This window comes from Bifidobacterium sp. 7101 (assembly GCF_000499285.1).
GTDB lineage: Bacteria > Actinomycetota > Actinomycetes > Actinomycetales > Bifidobacteriaceae > Bombiscardovia > Bombiscardovia apis_A.
Genome location: NZ_AWUN01000001.1, coordinates 410515 through 428910, shown reverse-complemented (window position 1 = coordinate 428910; position 18396 = coordinate 410515). Strand labels below are relative to the sequence as shown.

General features: G+C 62.9%; 15 protein-coding genes. 6 read left to right on the top strand and 9 right to left on the bottom strand.

Annotation, left to right across the window (positions count from 1 at the left end; all coding sequences use genetic code 11):
* Positions 1-36: 36 nt before the first annotated feature.
* Together P272_RS0101645 and P272_RS0101640 are read right to left on the bottom strand one after the other, a co-directional pair.
* On the bottom strand, positions 37-240 hold the full coding sequence (locus tag P272_RS0101645; protein ID WP_029677833.1) for a hypothetical protein: 204 nt from the start codon (positions 238-240) through the stop codon (positions 37-39).
* 113 nt (positions 241-353) lie between these two features.
* Positions 354-1370, bottom strand: a complete 1017-nt coding sequence (locus P272_RS0101640) for an alpha/beta hydrolase (protein WP_253269639.1) — start codon at positions 1368-1370, stop codon at positions 354-356.
* Between the two features lie 168 nt (positions 1371-1538).
* Between P272_RS0101640 and P272_RS0101635 the strand changes: the two genes are divergently transcribed.
* Positions 1539-2258 (top strand): DUF4391 domain-containing protein, encoded by a 720-nt coding sequence (locus P272_RS0101635; protein WP_029677831.1) that lies wholly within the window; start codon positions 1539-1541, stop codon positions 2256-2258.
* A 68-nt stretch (positions 2259-2326) separates the two neighbouring features.
* On the opposite strand, the gene P272_RS0101630 is transcribed toward P272_RS0101635, so the two are convergent.
* Positions 2327-3469: a CdaR family transcriptional regulator gene (locus P272_RS0101630; RefSeq protein WP_029677830.1), complete on the bottom strand. Its 1143-nt coding sequence runs from the start codon at positions 3467-3469 to the stop codon at positions 2327-2329.
* Positions 3470-3669: 200 nt separating this feature from the next.
* On the opposite strand from P272_RS0101630, the gene P272_RS0101625 reads away from it, so the two are divergent.
* Both P272_RS0101625 and P272_RS0101620 read left to right on the top strand, forming a co-directional pair.
* The gene (locus tag P272_RS0101625) at positions 3670-4968 is read left to right on the top strand and encodes a GntP family permease (protein ID WP_029677829.1); all 1299 of its coding nucleotides are present in this window, start codon (positions 3670-3672) and stop codon (positions 4966-4968) included.
* Between the two features lie 28 nt (positions 4969-4996).
* Positions 4997-6127, top strand: a complete 1131-nt coding sequence (locus tag P272_RS0101620) for a glycerate kinase (protein WP_029677828.1) — start codon at positions 4997-4999, stop codon at positions 6125-6127.
* A gap of 142 nt (positions 6128-6269) precedes the next feature.
* Here the strand turns inward: P272_RS0101620 and P272_RS0101615 are convergent, their stop codons facing one another.
* Complete coding sequence (locus P272_RS0101615; protein ID WP_052323105.1) at positions 6270-7388, bottom strand: zinc-binding dehydrogenase; 1119 nt, start codon at positions 7386-7388, stop codon at positions 6270-6272.
* 225 nt (positions 7389-7613) lie between these two features.
* Between P272_RS0101615 and P272_RS0101610 the strand changes: the two genes are divergently transcribed.
* Entirely contained in the window at positions 7614-8297 is a 684-nt protein-coding gene (locus P272_RS0101610; RefSeq protein ID WP_029677827.1) for an SOS response-associated peptidase, read from the top strand.
* 14 nt (positions 8298-8311) lie between these two features.
* Here the strand turns inward: P272_RS0101610 and P272_RS0101605 are convergent, their stop codons facing one another.
* The 3 genes from P272_RS0101605 to pepN all read right to left on the bottom strand — a co-directional run bounded on the left by P272_RS0101605 (position 8312) and on the right by pepN (position 13086).
* Entirely contained in the window at positions 8312-8965 is a 654-nt protein-coding gene (locus P272_RS0101605) for a peptide deformylase (protein WP_029677826.1), read from the bottom strand.
* A 30-nt stretch (positions 8966-8995) separates the two neighbouring features.
* Positions 8996-10372, bottom strand: coding sequence for a phosphoglucosamine mutase (glmM, locus tag P272_RS0101600; RefSeq protein ID WP_029677825.1), 1377 nt, complete (start codon positions 10370-10372; stop codon positions 8996-8998).
* A gap of 98 nt (positions 10373-10470) precedes the next feature.
* Positions 10471-13086, bottom strand: a complete 2616-nt coding sequence (pepN, locus tag P272_RS0101595) for an aminopeptidase N (RefSeq protein ID WP_029677824.1) — start codon at positions 13084-13086, stop codon at positions 10471-10473.
* Between the two features lie 213 nt (positions 13087-13299).
* Between pepN and P272_RS0101590 the strand changes: the two genes are divergently transcribed.
* Both P272_RS0101590 and P272_RS0101585 read left to right on the top strand, forming a co-directional pair.
* Positions 13300-14058, top strand: coding sequence for a hypothetical protein (locus P272_RS0101590; protein ID WP_029677823.1), 759 nt, complete (start codon positions 13300-13302; stop codon positions 14056-14058).
* 114 nt (positions 14059-14172) lie between these two features.
* Complete coding sequence (locus tag P272_RS0101585; protein ID WP_029677822.1) at positions 14173-15237, top strand: 2,3-butanediol dehydrogenase; 1065 nt, start codon at positions 14173-14175, stop codon at positions 15235-15237.
* Between the two features lie 89 nt (positions 15238-15326).
* Here P272_RS0101585 and P272_RS0101580 read toward each other — a convergent pair whose 3' ends face one another.
* Together P272_RS0101580 and dapA are read right to left on the bottom strand one after the other, a co-directional pair.
* Entirely contained in the window at positions 15327-17180 is a 1854-nt protein-coding gene (locus tag P272_RS0101580; protein ID WP_029677821.1) for a ribonuclease J, read from the bottom strand.
* Positions 17181-17242: 62 nt separating this feature from the next.
* Positions 17243-18154, bottom strand: coding sequence for a 4-hydroxy-tetrahydrodipicolinate synthase (dapA, locus tag P272_RS0101575; RefSeq protein WP_029677820.1), 912 nt, complete (start codon positions 18152-18154; stop codon positions 17243-17245).
* Between the last annotated feature and the right edge of the window lie 242 nt (positions 18155-18396).

The window sequence follows — 18396 nt, the reverse complement described above, 5'->3', positions numbered from 1 at the left end:
GCCCTTATGGAATCTGATATTGCAGATTCTGATACCTCAGATATTGAAGACCTTCTTGGCCAGCTTGGCGATGGTGTCGCCGCCCAGCTGTGCGACATCATTCTTGCACTGGTTGATCCTGCCGAAGAGCTGGTCCGCGTCGTTGTATGACAGGGGCTGGCCGATCTCCTTGGACAGGTCCACCAGCTGGTCGATGGTCTCCAGGTTGCTCAGCTTCTCTACCAAGGTCTTCTCGTCCATGAATCACTCCTCTGTAAGCGGCGGTGCAGACACCGGGGGCCTTACGCCATCGATGCCCACCTTTCTCTTCCCATCATAGCCAGCGAACGGATGAATCGGGCGCGCACGGGGGCTCAAATCAGGTCGTATGAGAAATCGTGGATGTGGTCCAGGGCCTGCTGGCTCTCCTCCAGCCAGGTCATGGCCACCGGATAGACGTGCCCCAGGGTCTGCAGGCGGTTCGGCCTCAGGTCATGCAGCTCGAAGTCTCGACCCTTCCTGCACAGAATCCCGGCCAGCTCCAGAGCGTCGCCCTGCAGAAAGTCGTCGGCGCTGGTGTTCAGGAATACCGGCGGCAGGTGGACCATATCAACCATGGTCGTCAGGTCGGCCACTTGGTCACCCCCAGCCTGTACGAAGCTCCCGAAGAAGGATGGAGCAACCATAGTCAAGGCATCGGTGGGCGAGCCACTGGGTTGGAAACCATCCAGATTTACCGATAGATAAGGAGTCAGGTCGAAAAGCCCTGAGACCAAAGCAGCGCCACGGGGCCGCAGCCCAGCAGGTTTCAGACCCAGCCTCTGCGCGAATTGGTCATCGGACTCCACAGCCAGAGCATAAAGGGCCAGGGTGCCTCCGGCCGAGTCTCCCGTTAGAAAGATACGATCAGGCGAAATTGGATACTCGTCCATGTGGTTCTTGATCCAGGTCAGGGCCGTCAGCACGTCATCCAGCTGGCCCATGAAGTCCGTGCTGGGGACCAGCCGGTAGTTGACCGAGAAGACCGCAAAGCCGCGCTGGGCCAGGTGGGTGCAGAAGTTCCGGTTGAGCTCCTTGTAGCCGTACATGAACCCGCCGCCGTGGATGTCAATGTAGACCGGTGTCACCCTGCCGTTGCGCAGCAGGGCGTCATGAGGCAGATAAAGATCCAGCTTGTGGGCCCGCAAACCGTCGTCCACATAGGCGATGTCGTTCAGGCAGTCCACCCCCTCGGGCACCTGCCAGTGACGGGAGCGGGGAGCGTCCATACGTCCGAAGGTCAGCCTGGAGCCCAGAACGGCCCGAACAATATCCGGACTGCAACCATCCAGATCCCCGTCGACCTCGGTCCAGCCCTCCAGGAGCTCGCGTTCCTCGTCGGTTACGGTCATCTTTGCATCATTGCTCATCATTCAGCCCTCATAACTCCAACCCGCACTGCTCTTTGCATCCGGTCTTGTGGGTTTACAGCTAATATACAATGCCGGCAAACGGACACTCCTGCCCCTGGTCGCGCTGCTGCCGGTAGAATGACGGAAACAGCGACAGAAAGGCCAAGGATGACAATCGCAAGCTACCAAGGCGTATCCGCGCTCTCCCTGGGTCTGCCGCCCACCACCGCCATCCCAGCAGCCAAGGGCGAACTGCCCATAAGGGCCTTCACCACGCGACCGCCCGTCTCGTCACGACTGCGTCAGCACTTTTCCACCAGCGTCGACAAGATCGTCATGCTGGCCCTGCTGCGGCCCGGTACCATCCCTGTAACGGATGGCACGCACTGCCATGAGGTGCTGGTCATGGCCGTCGGGCTGAAGACCCCCGATGTGCCGGAGGACGTGTTGGAACACATCGCCGCCATGCGCTCCTCAGGCATGGTTTTTATCACCATTCACCAGGGCGAAGAGGGCCTCGTCTGCACACCGGCCGTCCGCCGGGCCCTGCCCACCAAAGCCGGTCATGAGACCAGACATACGCTCCACCTGGGCAGGCCTCGCCCTGCCGATAAGACCGGCCTGACCCTGGTCGGCAACGATATGGACCAGCTCTGGGACAGCCTGTGTGCCCAGGTGACCCTGGAACAGACTGACGGCACGGATCTGGACAACCGACTCGCCGTCCGCGAGCGCATCGACCTGCTCAAGGCCCAGGAGGTCAAGCTGACCGGGGACCACGGCCGGGCACGAAACACCCAGGACCGCAACACAGCCTTCGCCAAGCTCCAGAAGGTCCGTGCCGAGCTGAAGCAGCTTTCCGCCGATCATCAGACGGCAGAGAATTAGGGCACAGAGTCTGGCCAGGTCCAGTTCGTCCCTTTAGGCTGGTCAGCGGTCTCAGCATGGTCACACAACTAGGCGCTCTCGTCGGGAACATCCTTGTGGGCCAGGTATCTGCGGAGTTTGAAGGCTGTGGCCAGGATGGGATAATCGCTCAGGCAGCGGGGGTTGTAGCCTGTCTCTCTGGCCAGGGCATCCAGCCGGTTCTGCATGGTGTTCTTGTGGATGAAGAGCTCCTGGGCAGCGTGGGTGATGCTGCCGTTGTGGCTTGTGTAAGCACTGAAAACCCTCTCGAACCGATCGACGCGATCCGGCTCCAGGCCCGCAAAGACCTGATCCACAAAAGCCCGGCACTGCTCGGTGGGCAGTGAGGTAATCAGCAGCCCCTCGCCCATCTGCTCGTACCGATACCGCTGGTCATCGGCAGTGAACCCGGCCCAGCGCGCAGCGACGCAGGCCTGCCGGTAGCTGTGCCAGTACTGGCCCGGATCCGCCTGAATCATCCCCGCGCCCAGCACCACCTTGGATCCGACTACCTTACCCAGGGCCTGACGCAGAGCAGTCACAAACTCATCGAGCTCGGCATCCTCCATCCGAGGCGCATAGATGCGAAAGTCCCTGGGGCTCACGGCGAAAAGGGGAACCCCGAAGGACAGGCATGTCTGGCAGAGCCTCTCGTAGAGCCGATCCTGGTTGAGCCTTTCCAGCCGGATACCTGGCGCCCGGCCGACCAGAGCCCGCCGCGGGCCAGACAGATCCAGGTCCAAGGCCAGGGCCAGGGCGTTCATCAATTCGTCGTCCTTGTGCTCCAGGGTCAGCAGGTTGACCAGATTGCTGGTCATGATCCGCCGGTTGAATCGGGCAATCTGCTCCATGTTGGCGCAGAGCATGAGCTCGGTCATGCGCTCGATGATCCCGCCCAGAGCGCCCACCTTGTTCACTGGTCCCGTGATTCCGATGACCGCCACCACCGCATCGTTGAGCACCACCGGCACGTTGACCCCGTCACGGGCTCCCTGATAAGGATGCCGACGATCCACGGCAACGGTCTGGCAGTCAACGGCCGCCTGACGGGCCGCCTCATGGAAGCTGCCTATGCGGGAAGGATCAGTGCTGGCCACCATGGTTCCCTCGGTGTCGAAAAAGTTGATATTGTACTCGATTACATCCTTGAGATTGTCGACGATTGTCTGCGCCGTCGCAGGGTCTATTGTCATGGCTCGCCTCCCTACGAACATGGTACATGAACCATTTTTGCCAACGTCATCCATCGCTTTTTGAGTATGGGTGACCTGGCAAAAAGTGCATAACAGCGCCACACTGAAAGTGAGAAACATTATGGGATCGTTACTGGTCCGGCAGCTACGACGATGCCGACCCTGGTCCCTGGCACAAGTTACGGATCAAAGGAACTGACATGGACATTACCCTGTCATGGTGGACCGCCCTGCTGGGCCTGGCCCTGGCCATCATCCTCATTCTCTGGAAGCTCAACACCACCTATGCACTCATGCTTGGAGCCATCGTAGGCTGCCTGATCGGGGGCGCCTCCCTGGGCCAGACAGTCAACATCGTGGTGGCCGGCTCCCAGAGCGTCATGGGCACGGTAATCCGGGTCCTGGCTGCCGGCGTGCTGGCGGGGGTCATGATGGAGTCCGGCGCCGCCAACCGGATAGCCCGAGCCATAGTGGACGGCCTGGGCGAACGCATGGCCATCCTCTCCCTGGCCCTGGCCACCATGATCATCTGCGCCGTCGGGGTCTTCATCCCCGTGGCCGTCCTGATCGTGGCACCCATTGCCATCGAGGTCGGCAGCAGGCTCAAGATTTCCAAGCTGGCCCTGCTGATCGCCCTGTCCGGGGGTGGCAAGGCCGGTAACATCATCTCCCCCAACCCAAACACCATCGCCGTGGCCTCGGGGTTCCACGTACAGCCCTCGGCAGTCATGATCGGTAGCTTCATCCCGGCCCTATGCGGACTGGCCATGGCCGTCCTGCTGGCCACCATCATGCAGCATCGCGGGCGGATCGTCACCATGGACGACCTGGGCGAGGATGCGGCTAAAGCCTCCAAGGACAAGGATCTGCCCTCTCTGGGACGCTCCCTGGTGGCCCCGATCACCGCCGTGGTCCTGCTCCTGCTCAATCCCGTGGGTTCCATTCTGCACATCGGTCTGCTGGAGCGGTTCCAGGTGGATGCCATGTACATCCTGCCCCTGGCATCCATCCTGGGTCTGCTGGCCATGGGACAGGGCGGCAAAATCCTCACATACACCAGCGCCGGCCTGCAACGCATGGTTGATGTGGTTCTCATCCTGATCGGAGCCGGAGCCCTGGGCGGGCTGATCACCAGCTCCGACCTGCCCAAGCAGATCGTCAACCTCATCCACGCCATGGGCGTGCCTGGGTCCATGCTGGCCCCCATCGCCGGCATCCTCATGGCTGCCGCCACCGCTTCCACCTCCACGGGCGTCATCCTGGGCAGCAGCTCCTTCGGCAAGTCCATCCTGGCCTTTGGCACCTCGGGGGTGGCCGCCGCCGTCACCATGCAGGCGGGCGCCACGGTCATCGACCAGCTGCCCCACGGCAACTACTTCCACGTCACCGCCAAGTCCATCAACATGACCCTGGGCGAGCGGATGAAGGTGGTCCCCTTTGAGTTCCTGGTGGGTCTGACCATGACCCTGGTGGCCATGCTGGTCTATCTGGTCTTCTGAATCGACGAGTCAGGAAAGGCAACAAACCATGAAAATCATCATCGCACCCGATTCCTTCAAGGGCAGCCTGACCGCCAAGGAGGCTGCAAAAGCCATCGAACGCGGATTGCGACGCAGCCCCCTGAAGGCCGAAATGGTCCTGGTGCCCATGGCTGACGGTGGCGAGGGCACGGTCCAGTCCCTGGTCGATGCCACCTCAGGCCACATGATCCAGACCCAGATCACCGGGCCCTTGGGTCAGACCGTGAACGCCAGCTACGGCATTCTGGGCGACGGACGGACTGCCGCCATCGAGATGGCTGCGGCCAGCGGCATCCAGTTCGTCAACGAACAGACCCGTGACCCCCTGATCACCACCACCTACGGCACGGGCGAACTGATCAGCAAAGCCCTGGACCAGGGCGCGCAGGAGATCATCGTCGGCCTTGGCGGTTCGGCTACCAACGACGGCGGCGCCGGCATGGCCCAGGCCCTGGGTGCCCAGCTCCTGGACGCCGACGGACATGAGCTGACCCAGGGTGGAGCGGCGCTGGCAAGGCTGGACCGGATCGACATCTCCGGGCTGGATCCCCGTCTGGCCCACACCCGCATTCGCCTGGCCTCGGACGTGACCAACCCCCTGACCGGCCCCGAAGGAGCCTCGGCCGTCTTCGGACCGCAAAAGGGGGCGGACCCATCCATGGTGGCCACCCTGGATGCGGCCCTGGCCCACTATGCTGCTGTCATTCGCAAGGACCTGCATCGGGAGGTGGAGACCAAGCCGGGTGCTGGGGCCGCCGGTGGTCTGGGCGCAGGATTCCTGGCCTTCACTCCGGCCGTCATGGCCTCAGGCGTCAACATTGTCGTGGAGACCACCCGTCTCAAGGAACTGGCCCACGGCGCCGACCTCTGCTTCACCGGCGAGGGTGGCATCGACTTCCAGACCGGTTTCGGCAAGACCCCCATGGGCACAGCCCAGGCCGTCAAGGAGTCCTCACCGGGCTGCAAGGTCATCGCCCTGGCGGGCAACGTGGGAGCCGGGACCGAAGAACTCTACAAGGTGGGCATCGACGCCATCTTCAGCATCAGCCCCGGTGCCGTCAGCCTTGAGGATGCCATGGCCAAGGCCGCCGACAACCTATCCGCAGTGGCAGAGAACATCGGCAGGCTCCTGGCCTGATTCGGCTCTCGAATCAGCAAAACAACAAGGGGGCTCCGGATGCCTTGCACACCCGGAGCCTCCTGTAATCAGAAACCCTGTCATAACCCCTGTTTGGCATAACCTTCAGCAACCATGCCGAACAGTGGGAAGTGAGAAGTGATCAGTCGAATTCAGTGATGACCGAACGGATGACCTCGCCGTTGACCAGCTGCTTGTAAGCCTCGTCGATCTGGCTCAGCTTGATGTGCTGGCTGACGATGTCATGCATGTTCAGCCGCCCGTCCACAGCGAAGTCGGCATACATGGGGATATCGTGCTTGATGTTTGTGGAGCCCATCCACACGCCCTTGAAGCCGCGCTGGTGGACCAGCAGGTCGGCCGGGTTGATCTCCAGGGAGACCGTGGCATCAGGCTTGGTCAGGCCGATCGGGTAAGCGGTGCCGCCCACACCCAGCATGTCCCAGGCCTGCTTCATGGTGACAGGCAGACCGATGGCCTCGAAGGCCTGGTCCACGCCGCCGTCAGTCAGTTCGCGCACCTTGGCGACAGGGTCCTCGTTCTTGGAGTTGATGACGTCGGTGGCGCCGAACTTGCGGGCGAACTCCAGCTTGTTGTCCAGCAGGTCGATGGCGATGATCCGCTTGGCACCGCAGATCCGGGCTCCCGAGATGATGTTCAGGCCGATGCCGCCGGTGCCGATGACGGCCACGGTGTCGCCGGGACGCACATGGGCGGTGTTGATGGCCGCTCCGGCTCCGGTGATGGTGGCGCAGCCGATGCAGGCAGCCTCATCCCACTTGACCTGGTTGTTGACCACAGCCAGCTGGTTCTCGTGAATCAGGGCCTTCTCGGCGAAACCGCCGGTGCCGAAGGCCTGGGTGATGGGCCGACCGTCGGGGAAGGACAGACGGGGCTTCTCGCCCGCGCCGCGCACGCACTCCTGCTGCTGGGTGCAGGACTGGGGCTGACCCTTGAGGCAGTTGGCGCAGTGTCCACAGACCTGCTCCAGGGAGGCCACCACGTGGTCGCCGACCTTGATCCCGGACACCTCGGGGCCCACAGCCTCGACGATGCCCGAGATCTCATGGCCGATCACAGCCGGGAAGGGGAAGAACTTGTCGTCATCCTCGACCAGATGCAGATCCGAATGGCACAGACCCGAGGCCTGCACGTCCACCAGGACCTCCGCGCCAATGGGGTCGTCAATGATGATCTCCTCGGGCTGGGCAAAGCCCTTGCCGATGCCGTAGGCAATCGACGCCTTGATCTTCTGAGGCATAAACCATCTCCTAATCACAGTGCCGCCACCGGCCTCATGCCAGGCAGGGCAAAAACAACGTTGAATATTCCGCTGTGGCCACGGCCATCCTCAATGTATGCACCGCTGCCGCAGACCACTTTCATGCTAGCAGGAAAGAGGGGTCAATCAGCATTTAGACTGGCCCGGGAAAAGGCCTCCGGCGTTTCCTCGACGCTGGCTCCAAGCCTCCATAGAATGGGCTTCATGTGTGGACGATTCGCGGCCGACCTGGACTACTCCAGCCTGGCCCAACACTACGGTGCCCGGCAGGCTCCGGGACTGCCCAAGCCCTCCTGGAACATCAGCCCCGGGTCGGTCATCACCCTGGTGGCCCAGGACCGACATGGGCAGCGGCATCTGCATCCGGCCCGTTGGAACCTGGTCCCATCCTGGTCCGAAAGCGATCAGATGGCCTACCCCACCCATAACGCCCGAGTGGAGAGCGCCCTGACCAAGCGGACCTACGCGGACTCGGCCAGGAGTCAGAGGGCCATCATCCCGGCCAGCGGCTACTACGAGTGGACGCCTGACCATCAGCCCTACTACTTCCAGGCTCCCGACGGCCACACCCTGAACATCGCCGGACTCTACTCCTGGTGGCGTGCCAGGCCTGGTCAACCCTGGCTGCTGACCGCCACCATCCTGACGACGCAAGCCACGCCGGAGGCTGCCCGGGTGCACGACCGGATGCCCCTGCTGATCACCGATGAAAACCTGGACTCCTGGCTGGACCCAGGCATAGAGGGCAGTACGATCCTGCCCAAGGCTGTGGAACCCGGCCGTCAAGCCTCAGAAGAATTGACCATGCACCCAGTGGCGCCCCTGAAGGGGGACGGACCGGAACTAACAGAGGCTATGGCCCTGGATCAGAGAGTCAAGAAAATTTAGAGGGTTCGCAGGATTCAGATGGTGAAGCCGAGCTCCTGCGCCGCCTCGGTGGGAACCGGGTCATAGGCCCAGTATTCGCTCAGGTTGTCATCGGAGGACAGGCTGCGAATCTCGGCCTTGTCGATGTAGACCTCGCCCGACAGATGGTCGGTCTCATGCTGGAAAATACGGGCCGGCCAGCCATGCATGTGCTGGCGGTGCTTGCGCCCGGAACGGTCCTCCCAGCTGGCCATGATGTCCAGCCAGCGCCGCCGAACCGCCTGGAATCCTTCCAGGGACAGGCATCCCTCGTAGAAGGCCGCGGTCTCCTGCCCGATAGGCTCATAGGAGGGATTGATGATGACCCTGAAGGGCAGCTCGTCGATCTCGCGCGGATCGTCCTCATCGTCGCGGACATGGTCCTCGATGACGGCGATGGCCAGGCCCAGACCCACCTGAGGTGCAGCCAGCCCCACGCCGGGGGCCTCAAGCATGGTGGTACGCATGGCCTTGAGCAGCCTGTTCAGAGTCTTGGCTGCCAGCTGACCCTTGTAGGGCTGGGCCCGCTGGCGCAGGACGGGTTCGCCCATCTGCACGATGGGCAGGAGCTCTTCTTTGCCGGCCTCGGCCAGCATGGATTCCACCCGGTGGTTGAGATCGGCGTCGAAGGCCGCCTTTCTGCCGAACATGGATGATTCCGCCTTTCCTGGGTCGTCGATTCAGATGGCCAGCTCGTCGGCCACGACCGAAGCCAGCCGCTGGCAGACCTGGTCGGCCTGCTCCTGGGTGGCCGCCTCGACCATGACCCTGACCAAAGGCTCGGTGCCCGAGGGCCGCAGCAGAACCCGGCCGGTGTTGCCCAGCATCCGCTCCTCCGCCTCGACCGCATCCTGAACCTTGGCGTTGGTACGGGCCGCGTTCTTGTCCACGCCGGAGACGTTGATCAACTGCTGGGGCAGCTGTGGGAAGTCGGCGGCCAGCTCCTTGAGACTCTTGCCCGAACGCACGACCTCCTTGGCCAGGGTCAGGGCCGTCAGGGTACCGTCTCCTGTGGTAGCGAACTCCCGGTTGATGACGTGCCCGGACTGCTCACCGCCCAGGGTGTAGCCGCCACGCAGCATCTCCTCAAGAACGTAACGGTCGCCCACAGCCGTCTGGACGGTGACGATGCCCATCTGCTTCAGGGCCAGCTTCAATCCCAGGTTGCTCATGACGGTGACCACCAGGGTATCGTTGGCAAGCTTGCCCTCGCGCTGCTTGGCGCGGGCCAGGATGCCCATGATCTGATCGCCGTTGACCATGTTTCCCTCTTCATCCACGGCCAGACAGCGGTCGGCATCCCCGTCGAAGGCCACACCCATGACCGCATCCGAGGCCTTGACCATGGCCTGCAACTGCTCGGGATGGGTAGAGCCGGCGTGCTTGTTGATGTTGTAGCCATCGGGCGAGGCGTTGATGACCACTACATCCGCTCCGGCCCGGCGCAGGGCCTCGGGGGCTACCACCGAGGTGGCTCCGTTGGCGCAGTCGGCCACAATCCGCAGGCCGTCAAGGGGCTTGGGCTGGGTCTTGTCGGGTGCAACGGGGGCCACGGCCTCCACCAGATGGTCGATGTACATGTTGGTGGCGGTCACCGTGTCATGGGAGACGCGGCCCACGCCCTCGCCCACCGGACGTTCCCAGTCCTGACCCAGGACCGCTTCGATGTCGTCCTCCTTGGAATCCTGGAGCTTGAACCCGCCCCGAGCGAAGAACTTGATGCCGTTGTCGGGCATGGGGTTGTGGGAGGCGGAGATGACCGCCCCCATCTCCACGTTCAGCACGCTGGTCAGGTAGGCGATGCCCGGGGTGGGAATGATGCCCACGTCAATCACGTCGAAGCCACCCGAAGACATGCCGGCGGCCAGGGCCGAGGCCAGGAAGTCCCCGGAGACCCTCGTGTCGCGGCCGATCAGGGCCCGTCGGCGGCCCGCGGACCGATCCGCGCCACGGCCCAGGACACGGACTGCCGCATCGCCCAGATCCAGGGCCAGTTGTGCAGTCAGGTCTCTATTGGCTAAACCGCGTACACCATCGGTACCGAATAATCTGGGCATTTGCTCTCCTCCGAACGTACCAGCCTGCATTCAGGCAACAGATTCATTATGGCCCCGCCCCTGACCCGTCGCCACCCGGGCCGGGGCGGGCGGAATACTCAGCGCAGACGCTCGTTGTATTCGCGGACTTTGAGGATGCGCCTGGAGGACTCCACGTTCTGGATGATCATCCCACGCAGGGCCTTGGGGGCCTCGGCGTGGTCGGCCAGCCAGGCGTCACCCGCCTTGACCAGGGCGGCCGGATCAGCCTTGGTCGGGTAGAGCCCGCCTGCCGACAGCGGGTTGAGCAGGGTCTCCGCGATGTGGAAGGTCTTATGGGCCCAGACCTGGTCCACAGCCGCAAAGAAACGGTCCACGTAGGGCGCGAAGAGCTCCTGGTCCCCTGAGCCGGAGAAGCCGTCAGCCAGGGCCTCGATCTGTGAGTTGGTCAGATCCTCGTTGTGCAAGGCCTGATCCCAGGCCCAGGCCTTGGCCTCGGCCGTCGGACGGGCGGCCCGGGCGCCCATGGCGAACTCGCGGTTCTCCGTGGTGTCTTTCGCAGCCAGCTCCCGGTCGATCTCCCCATCAGCCAGCAGGTCGTGGGCGGACAGGGCGTGGATGATCAGCCAGCGGGTGTTGTTGTCGATGGTCAGACCTTCCAGCTTCAGGTCGCCGCTCAGCAGACCACGGGCGTGATCCTCGAAGTCGGCGTCGTCCCCGTAACCCAGGTAGGCGCGGACCAGCTGGAACTGCTCGTCGGACCCGGGCTGGGCCTTCATGGCCAGATCCCAGAGCGTGCTGGCCACCAGCTGCAGCATGGGCTGGCGGCGACGGGAGGCGGTGAAGTGGTGGGCGGCCGTGGAGATCTGAGACAGGGCGTAACGGAAGGTGGTGGACTGGTGCTCGGTGGCCAGGGCCTTCAGGCTCAGGCCGATGAAGCGCTCAGCAGGGAACTGTGCATCCCGGGTCATATCCCAGAGGCTGAGCCAGACCACGGCCCGGGCCAGACGGTCCTCGATTCGGTAGAGGTTCTGCGTGGCATACTCCAGGGAATCCTGGTCCAAACGCAATTTGGCGTAGGTCAGGTCGTCGTCGTTGATCAGGATCAGGGCCGGACGCTTCTTGCCAACAACCTGGGGCACTTCGGCTCCCTGGCCGTCCAGATCCAGCTCGAACCGGTCTGTACGCACCACCTTGCCGGACTGGTCCTCGTTATAGAAGCCCACAGCCAGGCGGTGGGGACGCAGGACCGGATGCTCCTCGGGGGCGGTCTGGTCGATCCGCATGGCGGTGATGATCCCCCGCTCGTCGGTCTGCACCTGGCTGGTCAGCGTGGTGATGCCGGCCTCCTCGAGCCAGAGCCGGGACCAGTTGCCCAGGTCGCGGCCGCTGGTCTTCTCCAGCTCGGTCAGCAGATCCTTCAGGGTGGCATTGCCGTGGGCATGTGCCGTCAGATAGTTGTGGATACCCTGGAAGAAGCGCTCACGGCCCACGTAGGCGACCAGCTGCTTCAGGACAGAACCGCCCTTGGCATAGGTGATGCCGTCGAAGTTGACCTCGGTATCGTGCAGGTCGCGGATGGGGGCCACCACAGGATGGGTGGTGGGCAGCTGATCCTCGGTCAGGGCCCAGCTCTTCTCACCGGAGCAGAAGGTGGCCCAGTCGTCGGTCCACTCAGTGGCCTCGGCGGTGGCCAGGGTCGACATGAACTCGGCGAAGGACTCGTTCAGCCACAGATCGTTCCACCACTTCATGGTAACCAGGTCGCCGAACCACATGTGGGCCAGCTCGTGCAGGACGGTCTCCACACGGCGGTTGATCTGGGCCCCGGTGGCCTTGGACTCGAAGACGTAGGAGTCGCGGAAGGTGACCAGGCCGATGTTCTCCATGGCGCCCGCGTTGTATTCGGGCACGAAGATCTGGTCGTACTTGGCCCAGGGGAAGGGTAGGTCCCAGGTCTTGGCATAGAAGGCGAAGCCCTTCTTGGTCACGTCGAAGAGGTATTCAGCATCCCCGTCCAGGGAGCCCTTGAGCGCCTGGCGGCAGTACAGGCCCATGGGGATGGTCCGTCCATCCTCGTTCTGGTATTCGCTGGTCCATTGGGCATAGGGTCCGGCGGCGAAGGCGGTCAGGTAGGAGCTCATGACCGGGGTGGTCTGGAAGACCCAACGGGTCACGCCCTCGGTGCGGCCGCCCTCCAGGGTTCCCTCGGCGGTGCGGCTGTCCAGGTCCTGATGGGAGGCTGGAGGCATGTTGGACAGGACCGTCCAGGATGCCGGGGCATCCACGGTGAAGTCGAAGATGGCCTTGATGTCCGGCTGGTCGAAGACGGCATAGACCCTGCGGGCGTCGGGCACCTCGAATTGGGAGTAGAGGTAGACGTTGCCATCCGAAGGGTCCACGCTGCGATGCAGACCCTCGCCTGTCCGCGAATAACGGCAGAGGGCCTCCACCCGCAGCTGGTTGTGCTCGCGCAGGTCGTTCAGCTCAATCCGGTCATCCCGGAAGGCCAGGGCCGGATCCAGGCGTTGGCCGTTGAGCTCGATCAGGCTGACCTGGTCGGCGATCAGATCCACAAAGGTGGACTCCCCCGGCCGGGCATCAAAGTCGATCAGGGCCGTGGAGGGGAAGGTGGCAGGCCCCTTGGTCAGGTCCAGATTGACCTTGTAGCTGACATTGGATACGACGACGGCTCGTTCTTCGGCTTCCACACGAGTCAGATTGGCTCCGGGCATGAATTTCCTTTCGCGCATGGATGCCGGTGCCCCCACCGGCATCGGCATAGGTCCTATATGGATATGGCATGTCAAGTCTAATGCGGGCACCAGCCGACGGGCCAGCGCGACGATTCCCCTCTTTTCTGACGGCGCAGTCCGGACGGGAATAGTCGGGCCTTAAGGCGGTTGTTCATGGTCCATACCTCACGAGTCTGGCAGAAAGGAAGCGTCATGCAGGTCCGGACCGGGTTTACCACTCAGCAGCTCAACATGCTCTGCCAGTACTCCTATGGGATCGGTCGAGGGGATGTCAAGACCCGGCCGGGCCTGCACTGGTTCGAGGATCCGGCCCTGGGCAGCTACTGGGTGCTGCGCTCCCGCTACTGCCCCGAAAACGGCTTCGAGGGGATGATTGTCGCTCAGAATCTGGAAGATGGCCCGGACTATGCCCATTTAGTCGTGGTCTATGCAGGCACCAATCTGCGTGACGACCCCCGCCATGACATCCATGCCGCGCTGACCTGCTTCCTGCCACCGCTGAACGGAGAGCCGGGACAGACACAGCAGGCAGACATCCTGGCCAAGCAGGCGCTTGACCTGGCCCGACGCAGAACTGGAACCGACCGTGGGGTGTTCTTTACCGGACATAGCCTGGGCGGAGGCCTGGCCCTGATCCAGGCAGCTGAGCAGGACCTGCCCGCCCGGGTCTTCTGCGCCGCCGACCCCTGGCGGGTGCTGGACCAGGAGCAGCGTCAGCGGGTGGCCCGTCACCACGGGGACGGCAAGTTCCTGGACTACCGTCTAGGCAACGACAGGGTGACAGGAACCGCCAACCGTCTACTGAGCGGACAGGCCGACCGCAGCGCCTGTGTGGTCTGGTGCGGCAAGGGGCCCAGCAGGTTAGGACACTGGCTGGGCGACTTCGGTTTCGACCAGGGTGGCGAGGTCCTGACCGAAACTCCTATTACCGTGGCCACATATCCGCGGTAATATGAGAATTGGGCGGTCTCCAATGAGGGAGCGTCACCTGCCCGCAGGGATGTCATGTTGGGTATTCAACTTCGTCCGTGCAGGGCTACACGCATATCAGAGAGGATATACGATATGAAAGCATTGATGTACTACGGCAAGCAAGATGTACGCCTGGAGGACATTCCCGAGCCCGAGCTCAAGCCGGGGACCATAAAGATTCACCCTGCCTTCACAGGCATCTGCGGTTCCGACCTTCACCTTTATTATGACGGCGAGCAAAACGGCGGCAACTCCAAAGACACCCCGCACCCTCTTTCCGGGGAGACCCTGCCGGTGGTCTTCGGCCATGAGATCTCGGGCACCATCGAGGCCATTGCCGATGATGTGCACACCGACATGAAGGTGGGCGATTCCGTGGTAGTCGAGGCCGAGATGGCCTGTGGAGAATGCCCAGCCTGCAAGGCCGGCAACTACAACGACTGCTCCAAGCTGGGCTTCATCGGCATCAACGGCTGGGGCGGCGGCATGAGCGAGCACATGGTGGTGGCCGCCGAGCGCGTCTTCCCCGTGGGCGACCTGCCCCTGGATCAGGCAGCCCTGATCGAACCCTTCTCAGTGGCCTACCACGCCGTGCGTCTGATCCACACCGAGCCCGGGCAGACCGCCCTGGTCGGCGGAGCAGGACCTGTCGGCCTGCTGCTGGGAACCGTGCTCAAGGCCAAGGGACTCAAGGTCATCATGTCCGAGCTCTCCCAGGCCCGCAAGGACAAGGCCCTGCAGTCCGGTGCCGCTGACCTGGTCGTCGACCCCAGCAAGGAGGATCTGCTGGAGCGGGTCAAGACCGAGACCGATGGCCGTGGCGCCGATGTGGCCTTCGACGCGGCTGGCGCCGGACCGGTGGTCCACCAGCTTCTGTCGGCACTCAAGGCCCAGGGCAGCCTGGTCGTCGTGGCCATCCACGTCAAGCCCATCAGCCTGGACCTGACCATGGAGATGGGCTTCGGCGAAAAGCTGATGTCGGGGTCCATGGGATACGCCAACGATCATGCCGATGCCATCAAGCTCATCCATGACCGGAACATCGACCTGTCCACCTTCATCACCGACCGGATCAAGATCGAGGACATCGTGGACAAGGGCTTCCGTCCGCTGCGTGAGGACGCGGAAAACCACGTCAAGATCATCGTGAGCATGTAAGCACTCCCTTTTTTACTGATAACACTGAAGGCTCCGGCCGTCCATCTGGGCGACCGGAGCCTTCAGTATCAGTATGCAGGCAGCGGCGATCAGTCCTGCGACTGCACGTCGGTGGCGATGTCGGCCACCACGGGCACAATCATGGGCCGACGGTGCAGCTTGCGGGATATCCAGCCGCCCAGGGTGCGGCGCATCATCTGCTGGAGCTGGTAGGTACCGGTGGTCCCCTTGGACATGGCATCCTCAAGCTGATCGACAATCTGGGAATTGATGGACTTGAACTCGCTCTCATCCTCGGCCACGGCGTTCAGGTAGAGCTTGGGGCCGGAGACGACCTTGCTGGTCTCGGTGTCGACCACGGCGAAGGCGGAGACGAAGCCCTCGGTGCCCAGAATCCTGCGCTGCTCCAGCTCATCATCGGTCAGCTGGCCCACGGAGTCGCCGTCCACATAGACGTATCCGCAGGGCACGGACCCGACCACGGCGGCCTGGCCATGGTAGAGGTCCACCACGTCGCCGTCCTCGGCCAGGACCACGTTCTGCGGATCCACGCCGGTCTTGACGGCAATCAGGCCGTTGGCCACCAGATGCCGGTTCTCGCCGTGGATAGGCATGGCGCACTTGGGCTGCACGATGTTGTAGAAGTGCAGCAGCTCGCCCTCATCGGAGTGGCCGGAGACGTGGATGGCCGCGTTGTCGCGGTTGACCACCTTGGCGCCAAGGCGCACCAGCTTGTTGATGACCTTGTAGACCTCATGCTCGTTTCCGGGAATCAGCGAGCTGGCCAGGATGACCGTGTCGAACTCATTGATGGTGATGTCGCGGTGGGTCCCGTCGGCAATGCGGCCCAAGGCCGCCATGGGCTCGCCCTGGGAGCCGGTGCACATGTAGACGATCTTCTCGTCGGGGATGCTGTGGGCGTCCTTGAGATCGACCACAGTGTCCTCGGGCAGATGCAGGTAACCCAGGTCGGAGGCGATCGACATGTTGCGGACCATGGACCGGCCGGCGAAGACCACCTTGCGGCCGAACTTGTGAGCGGCGTCGACCACCTGCTGCACCCGGTGGACGTGGCTGGAGAAGGAGGCCACGATGATCTTGCGCTGGGCCTCGGCGAAGGCCTTGTCCAGGGCGGGGGCGATGGAAATCTCAGGCTTGACGAAGCCGGGGACCTCGGCGTTAGTGGAATCGACCATGAGCAGGTCCACGCCGGACTCGCCCAACTTGGCGAACTCGCGCAGATCGGTCAGGCGGTGATCCAAAGGCAGCGGGTCGATCTTCATGTCGCCGGTGTCGATGATGTGACCCGCAGGAGTGCGCACAGAGACGGCCAGTGCGTCAGGGATGGAGTGGGTGACCGCCACGAACTCCAGATTGAAGGGGCCCACCTTGAGCTTGTCACGGCCCTTGACCTCAACCTCGGTGGGCTTGAGATGGTGCTCCTCGCACTTGGCATCCACGAATCCCAGGGTCAGCTTGGAGCCAATCAGGGGGATATCCGGACGCAGCTTGAGCAGGTAGGGCACGCCACCGATATGGTCCTCATGCCCATGGGTCAGCACCAGGGCATCCACCTGGTCCAGCTTGTCCTTGATATAGCTGAAGTCAGGCAGAATCAGGTCCACGCCCGGCTGCTCCTCCTCCGGGAAGAGCACACCGCAGTCGATCAGCAGGATGTGACCGTTGTACTCGATCACGTTCATATTGCGGCCGATCTCCCCCAGACCCCCAAGCGGAACGATACGCATGGAGCCCTTGCGGTACTTGGGAGGAGCAACCAGATGCTGCTCGGTCTGGGTGCCCTTGCCGCGGGCGATGGCGCCGTTGCGGCGGCTACGGGATTCACCCCGGGACCTGCTTGACCCCTGCTTACCGTTCTTGGAGGAGGACCGACGATTTCTGCTCTTGCCGGTCGTGTTTGATTCTTCTTGTTTTCTTGCCATTGTCACTTGTGTTTCCATTATCTGTACCCCCGTCTGATACAGGGGCGACGCTTGGTTGCTTGTCAGGAACGCATCAGTCCTGCGGCCTTCATGCCTTTCTCGGCTTGGATCAGCTGGTCCTTGCCAGGCCCAAGATTAGGGAGCCTCATCGTCGTGCTGTCCAAGACCCCGGCCACTTTCAGAGCGGCCTTGGCCATGACCGCCTGCTGACCCTGGCCGTTCAGAGCCCGGACCAGCGGGTCCAGACGCACGGCCAGACCCCTGGCACCATCCAGGTCCCCGGCATCGAAGTCGTCGGCCAGGCGCTTCATCGGTCCGGAGGCCACGTGGGCGATCACCGAAATGACACCGACCGCACCCAGGGCAAGGAAGGGCAGAAAAAGCCCGTCATCGCCTGAATACCAGGTCAGGCCGGTCTCCTGGCGTTTGCGGGGCATGGAAGCCAGGTCGCCCGTGGCATCCTTGACGGCCTCCACATGCGGCAATTCGGCAAGACGACGGTAGGTATCCACAGTCACGTGCAACCCAGTGCGGCCAGGTACATCGTAGAGCACGATAGGACGATCCACAGACCGGCAGACGGACCTGAAATGCGCTACAACCCCATCCTGGGAGGGCCGCGAATAGTAGGGCATGACCACCAACAGGGCATCCGCCCCGGCCTCCTGGGTCATCTCGGCCATACGTACCGTGTGCGCCGTGTCATTGGAGCCCGCTCCAGAGATGACGGGCACATCGACGGCATCCTTGACGGCTCGTACCAAATCGACTTTCTCTTCCATGTGGGTGGCCGGGGATTCACCGGTGGTGCCGTTGACCAGCAACCCATCCGCCCCATCAGCCACAAGCCTGCGGGCCAACTTGCCGGCGGCCTCAAAATCCACGGACCCATCATGGTTCATGGGGGTGACCATGGCCGGCACGACCCGCCCAAACGGGGCCTTGTCCAACAGATGGGTTTGAAGCTCAGACATACCTCAACGCTACTTGCAGACGGGGACTCATCACCCTCGCGACACCCTCCCCCTCCCACTGTCAGTCTTGGACAGGCAACGTGCGCCGAACTTCCACCATCCCTGCCCAAATCAATAAAAGGGGAAAGAAACAGTTCCCAGTAGCATAAGCCAGAAGGCAGGGCCAGCCAGGCCACCATGCCGCCTCCCACGCTGCGCGTTCGATCCGCGTCTATCCATCACCTGGCACTACTCAGCCAGGC

What these genes read in the sequence shown, in the direction of transcription:
- P272_RS0101590 (WP_029677823.1), top strand. Translation starts at nt 13,300, where the DNA reads ATGCAGGTCCGGACCGGGTTTACCACTCAGCAGCTCAACATGCTCTGC.
- glmM (WP_029677825.1), bottom strand. Translation starts at nt 10,372, where the DNA reads ATGCCCAGATTATTCGGTACCGATGGTGTACGCGGTTTAGCCAATAGA.
- P272_RS0101625 (WP_029677829.1), top strand. Translation starts at nt 3,670, where the DNA reads ATGGACATTACCCTGTCATGGTGGACCGCCCTGCTGGGCCTGGCCCTG.
- P272_RS0101640 (WP_253269639.1), bottom strand. Translation starts at nt 1,370, where the DNA reads ATGACCGTAACCGACGAGGAACGCGAGCTCCTGGAGGGCTGGACCGAG.
- dapA (WP_029677820.1), bottom strand. Translation starts at nt 18,154, where the DNA reads ATGTCTGAGCTTCAAACCCATCTGTTGGACAAGGCCCCGTTTGGGCGG.
- P272_RS0101580 (WP_029677821.1), bottom strand. Translation starts at nt 17,180, where the DNA reads ATGGCAAGAAAACAAGAAGAATCAAACACGACCGGCAAGAGCAGAAAT.
- P272_RS0101610 (WP_029677827.1), top strand. Translation starts at nt 7,614, where the DNA reads ATGTGTGGACGATTCGCGGCCGACCTGGACTACTCCAGCCTGGCCCAA.
- P272_RS0101635 (WP_029677831.1), top strand. Translation starts at nt 1,539, where the DNA reads ATGACAATCGCAAGCTACCAAGGCGTATCCGCGCTCTCCCTGGGTCTG.
- P272_RS0101585 (WP_029677822.1), top strand. Translation starts at nt 14,173, where the DNA reads ATGAAAGCATTGATGTACTACGGCAAGCAAGATGTACGCCTGGAGGAC.
- P272_RS0101615 (WP_052323105.1), bottom strand. Translation starts at nt 7,388, where the DNA reads ATGCCTCAGAAGATCAAGGCGTCGATTGCCTACGGCATCGGCAAGGGC.
- P272_RS0101630 (WP_029677830.1), bottom strand. Translation starts at nt 3,469, where the DNA reads ATGACAATAGACCCTGCGACGGCGCAGACAATCGTCGACAATCTCAAG.
- P272_RS0101605 (WP_029677826.1), bottom strand. Translation starts at nt 8,965, where the DNA reads ATGTTCGGCAGAAAGGCGGCCTTCGACGCCGATCTCAACCACCGGGTG.
- P272_RS0101620 (WP_029677828.1), top strand. Translation starts at nt 4,997, where the DNA reads ATGAAAATCATCATCGCACCCGATTCCTTCAAGGGCAGCCTGACCGCC.
- pepN (WP_029677824.1), bottom strand. Translation starts at nt 13,086, where the DNA reads ATGCCCGGAGCCAATCTGACTCGTGTGGAAGCCGAAGAACGAGCCGTC.
- P272_RS0101645 (WP_029677833.1), bottom strand. Translation starts at nt 240, where the DNA reads ATGGACGAGAAGACCTTGGTAGAGAAGCTGAGCAACCTGGAGACCATC.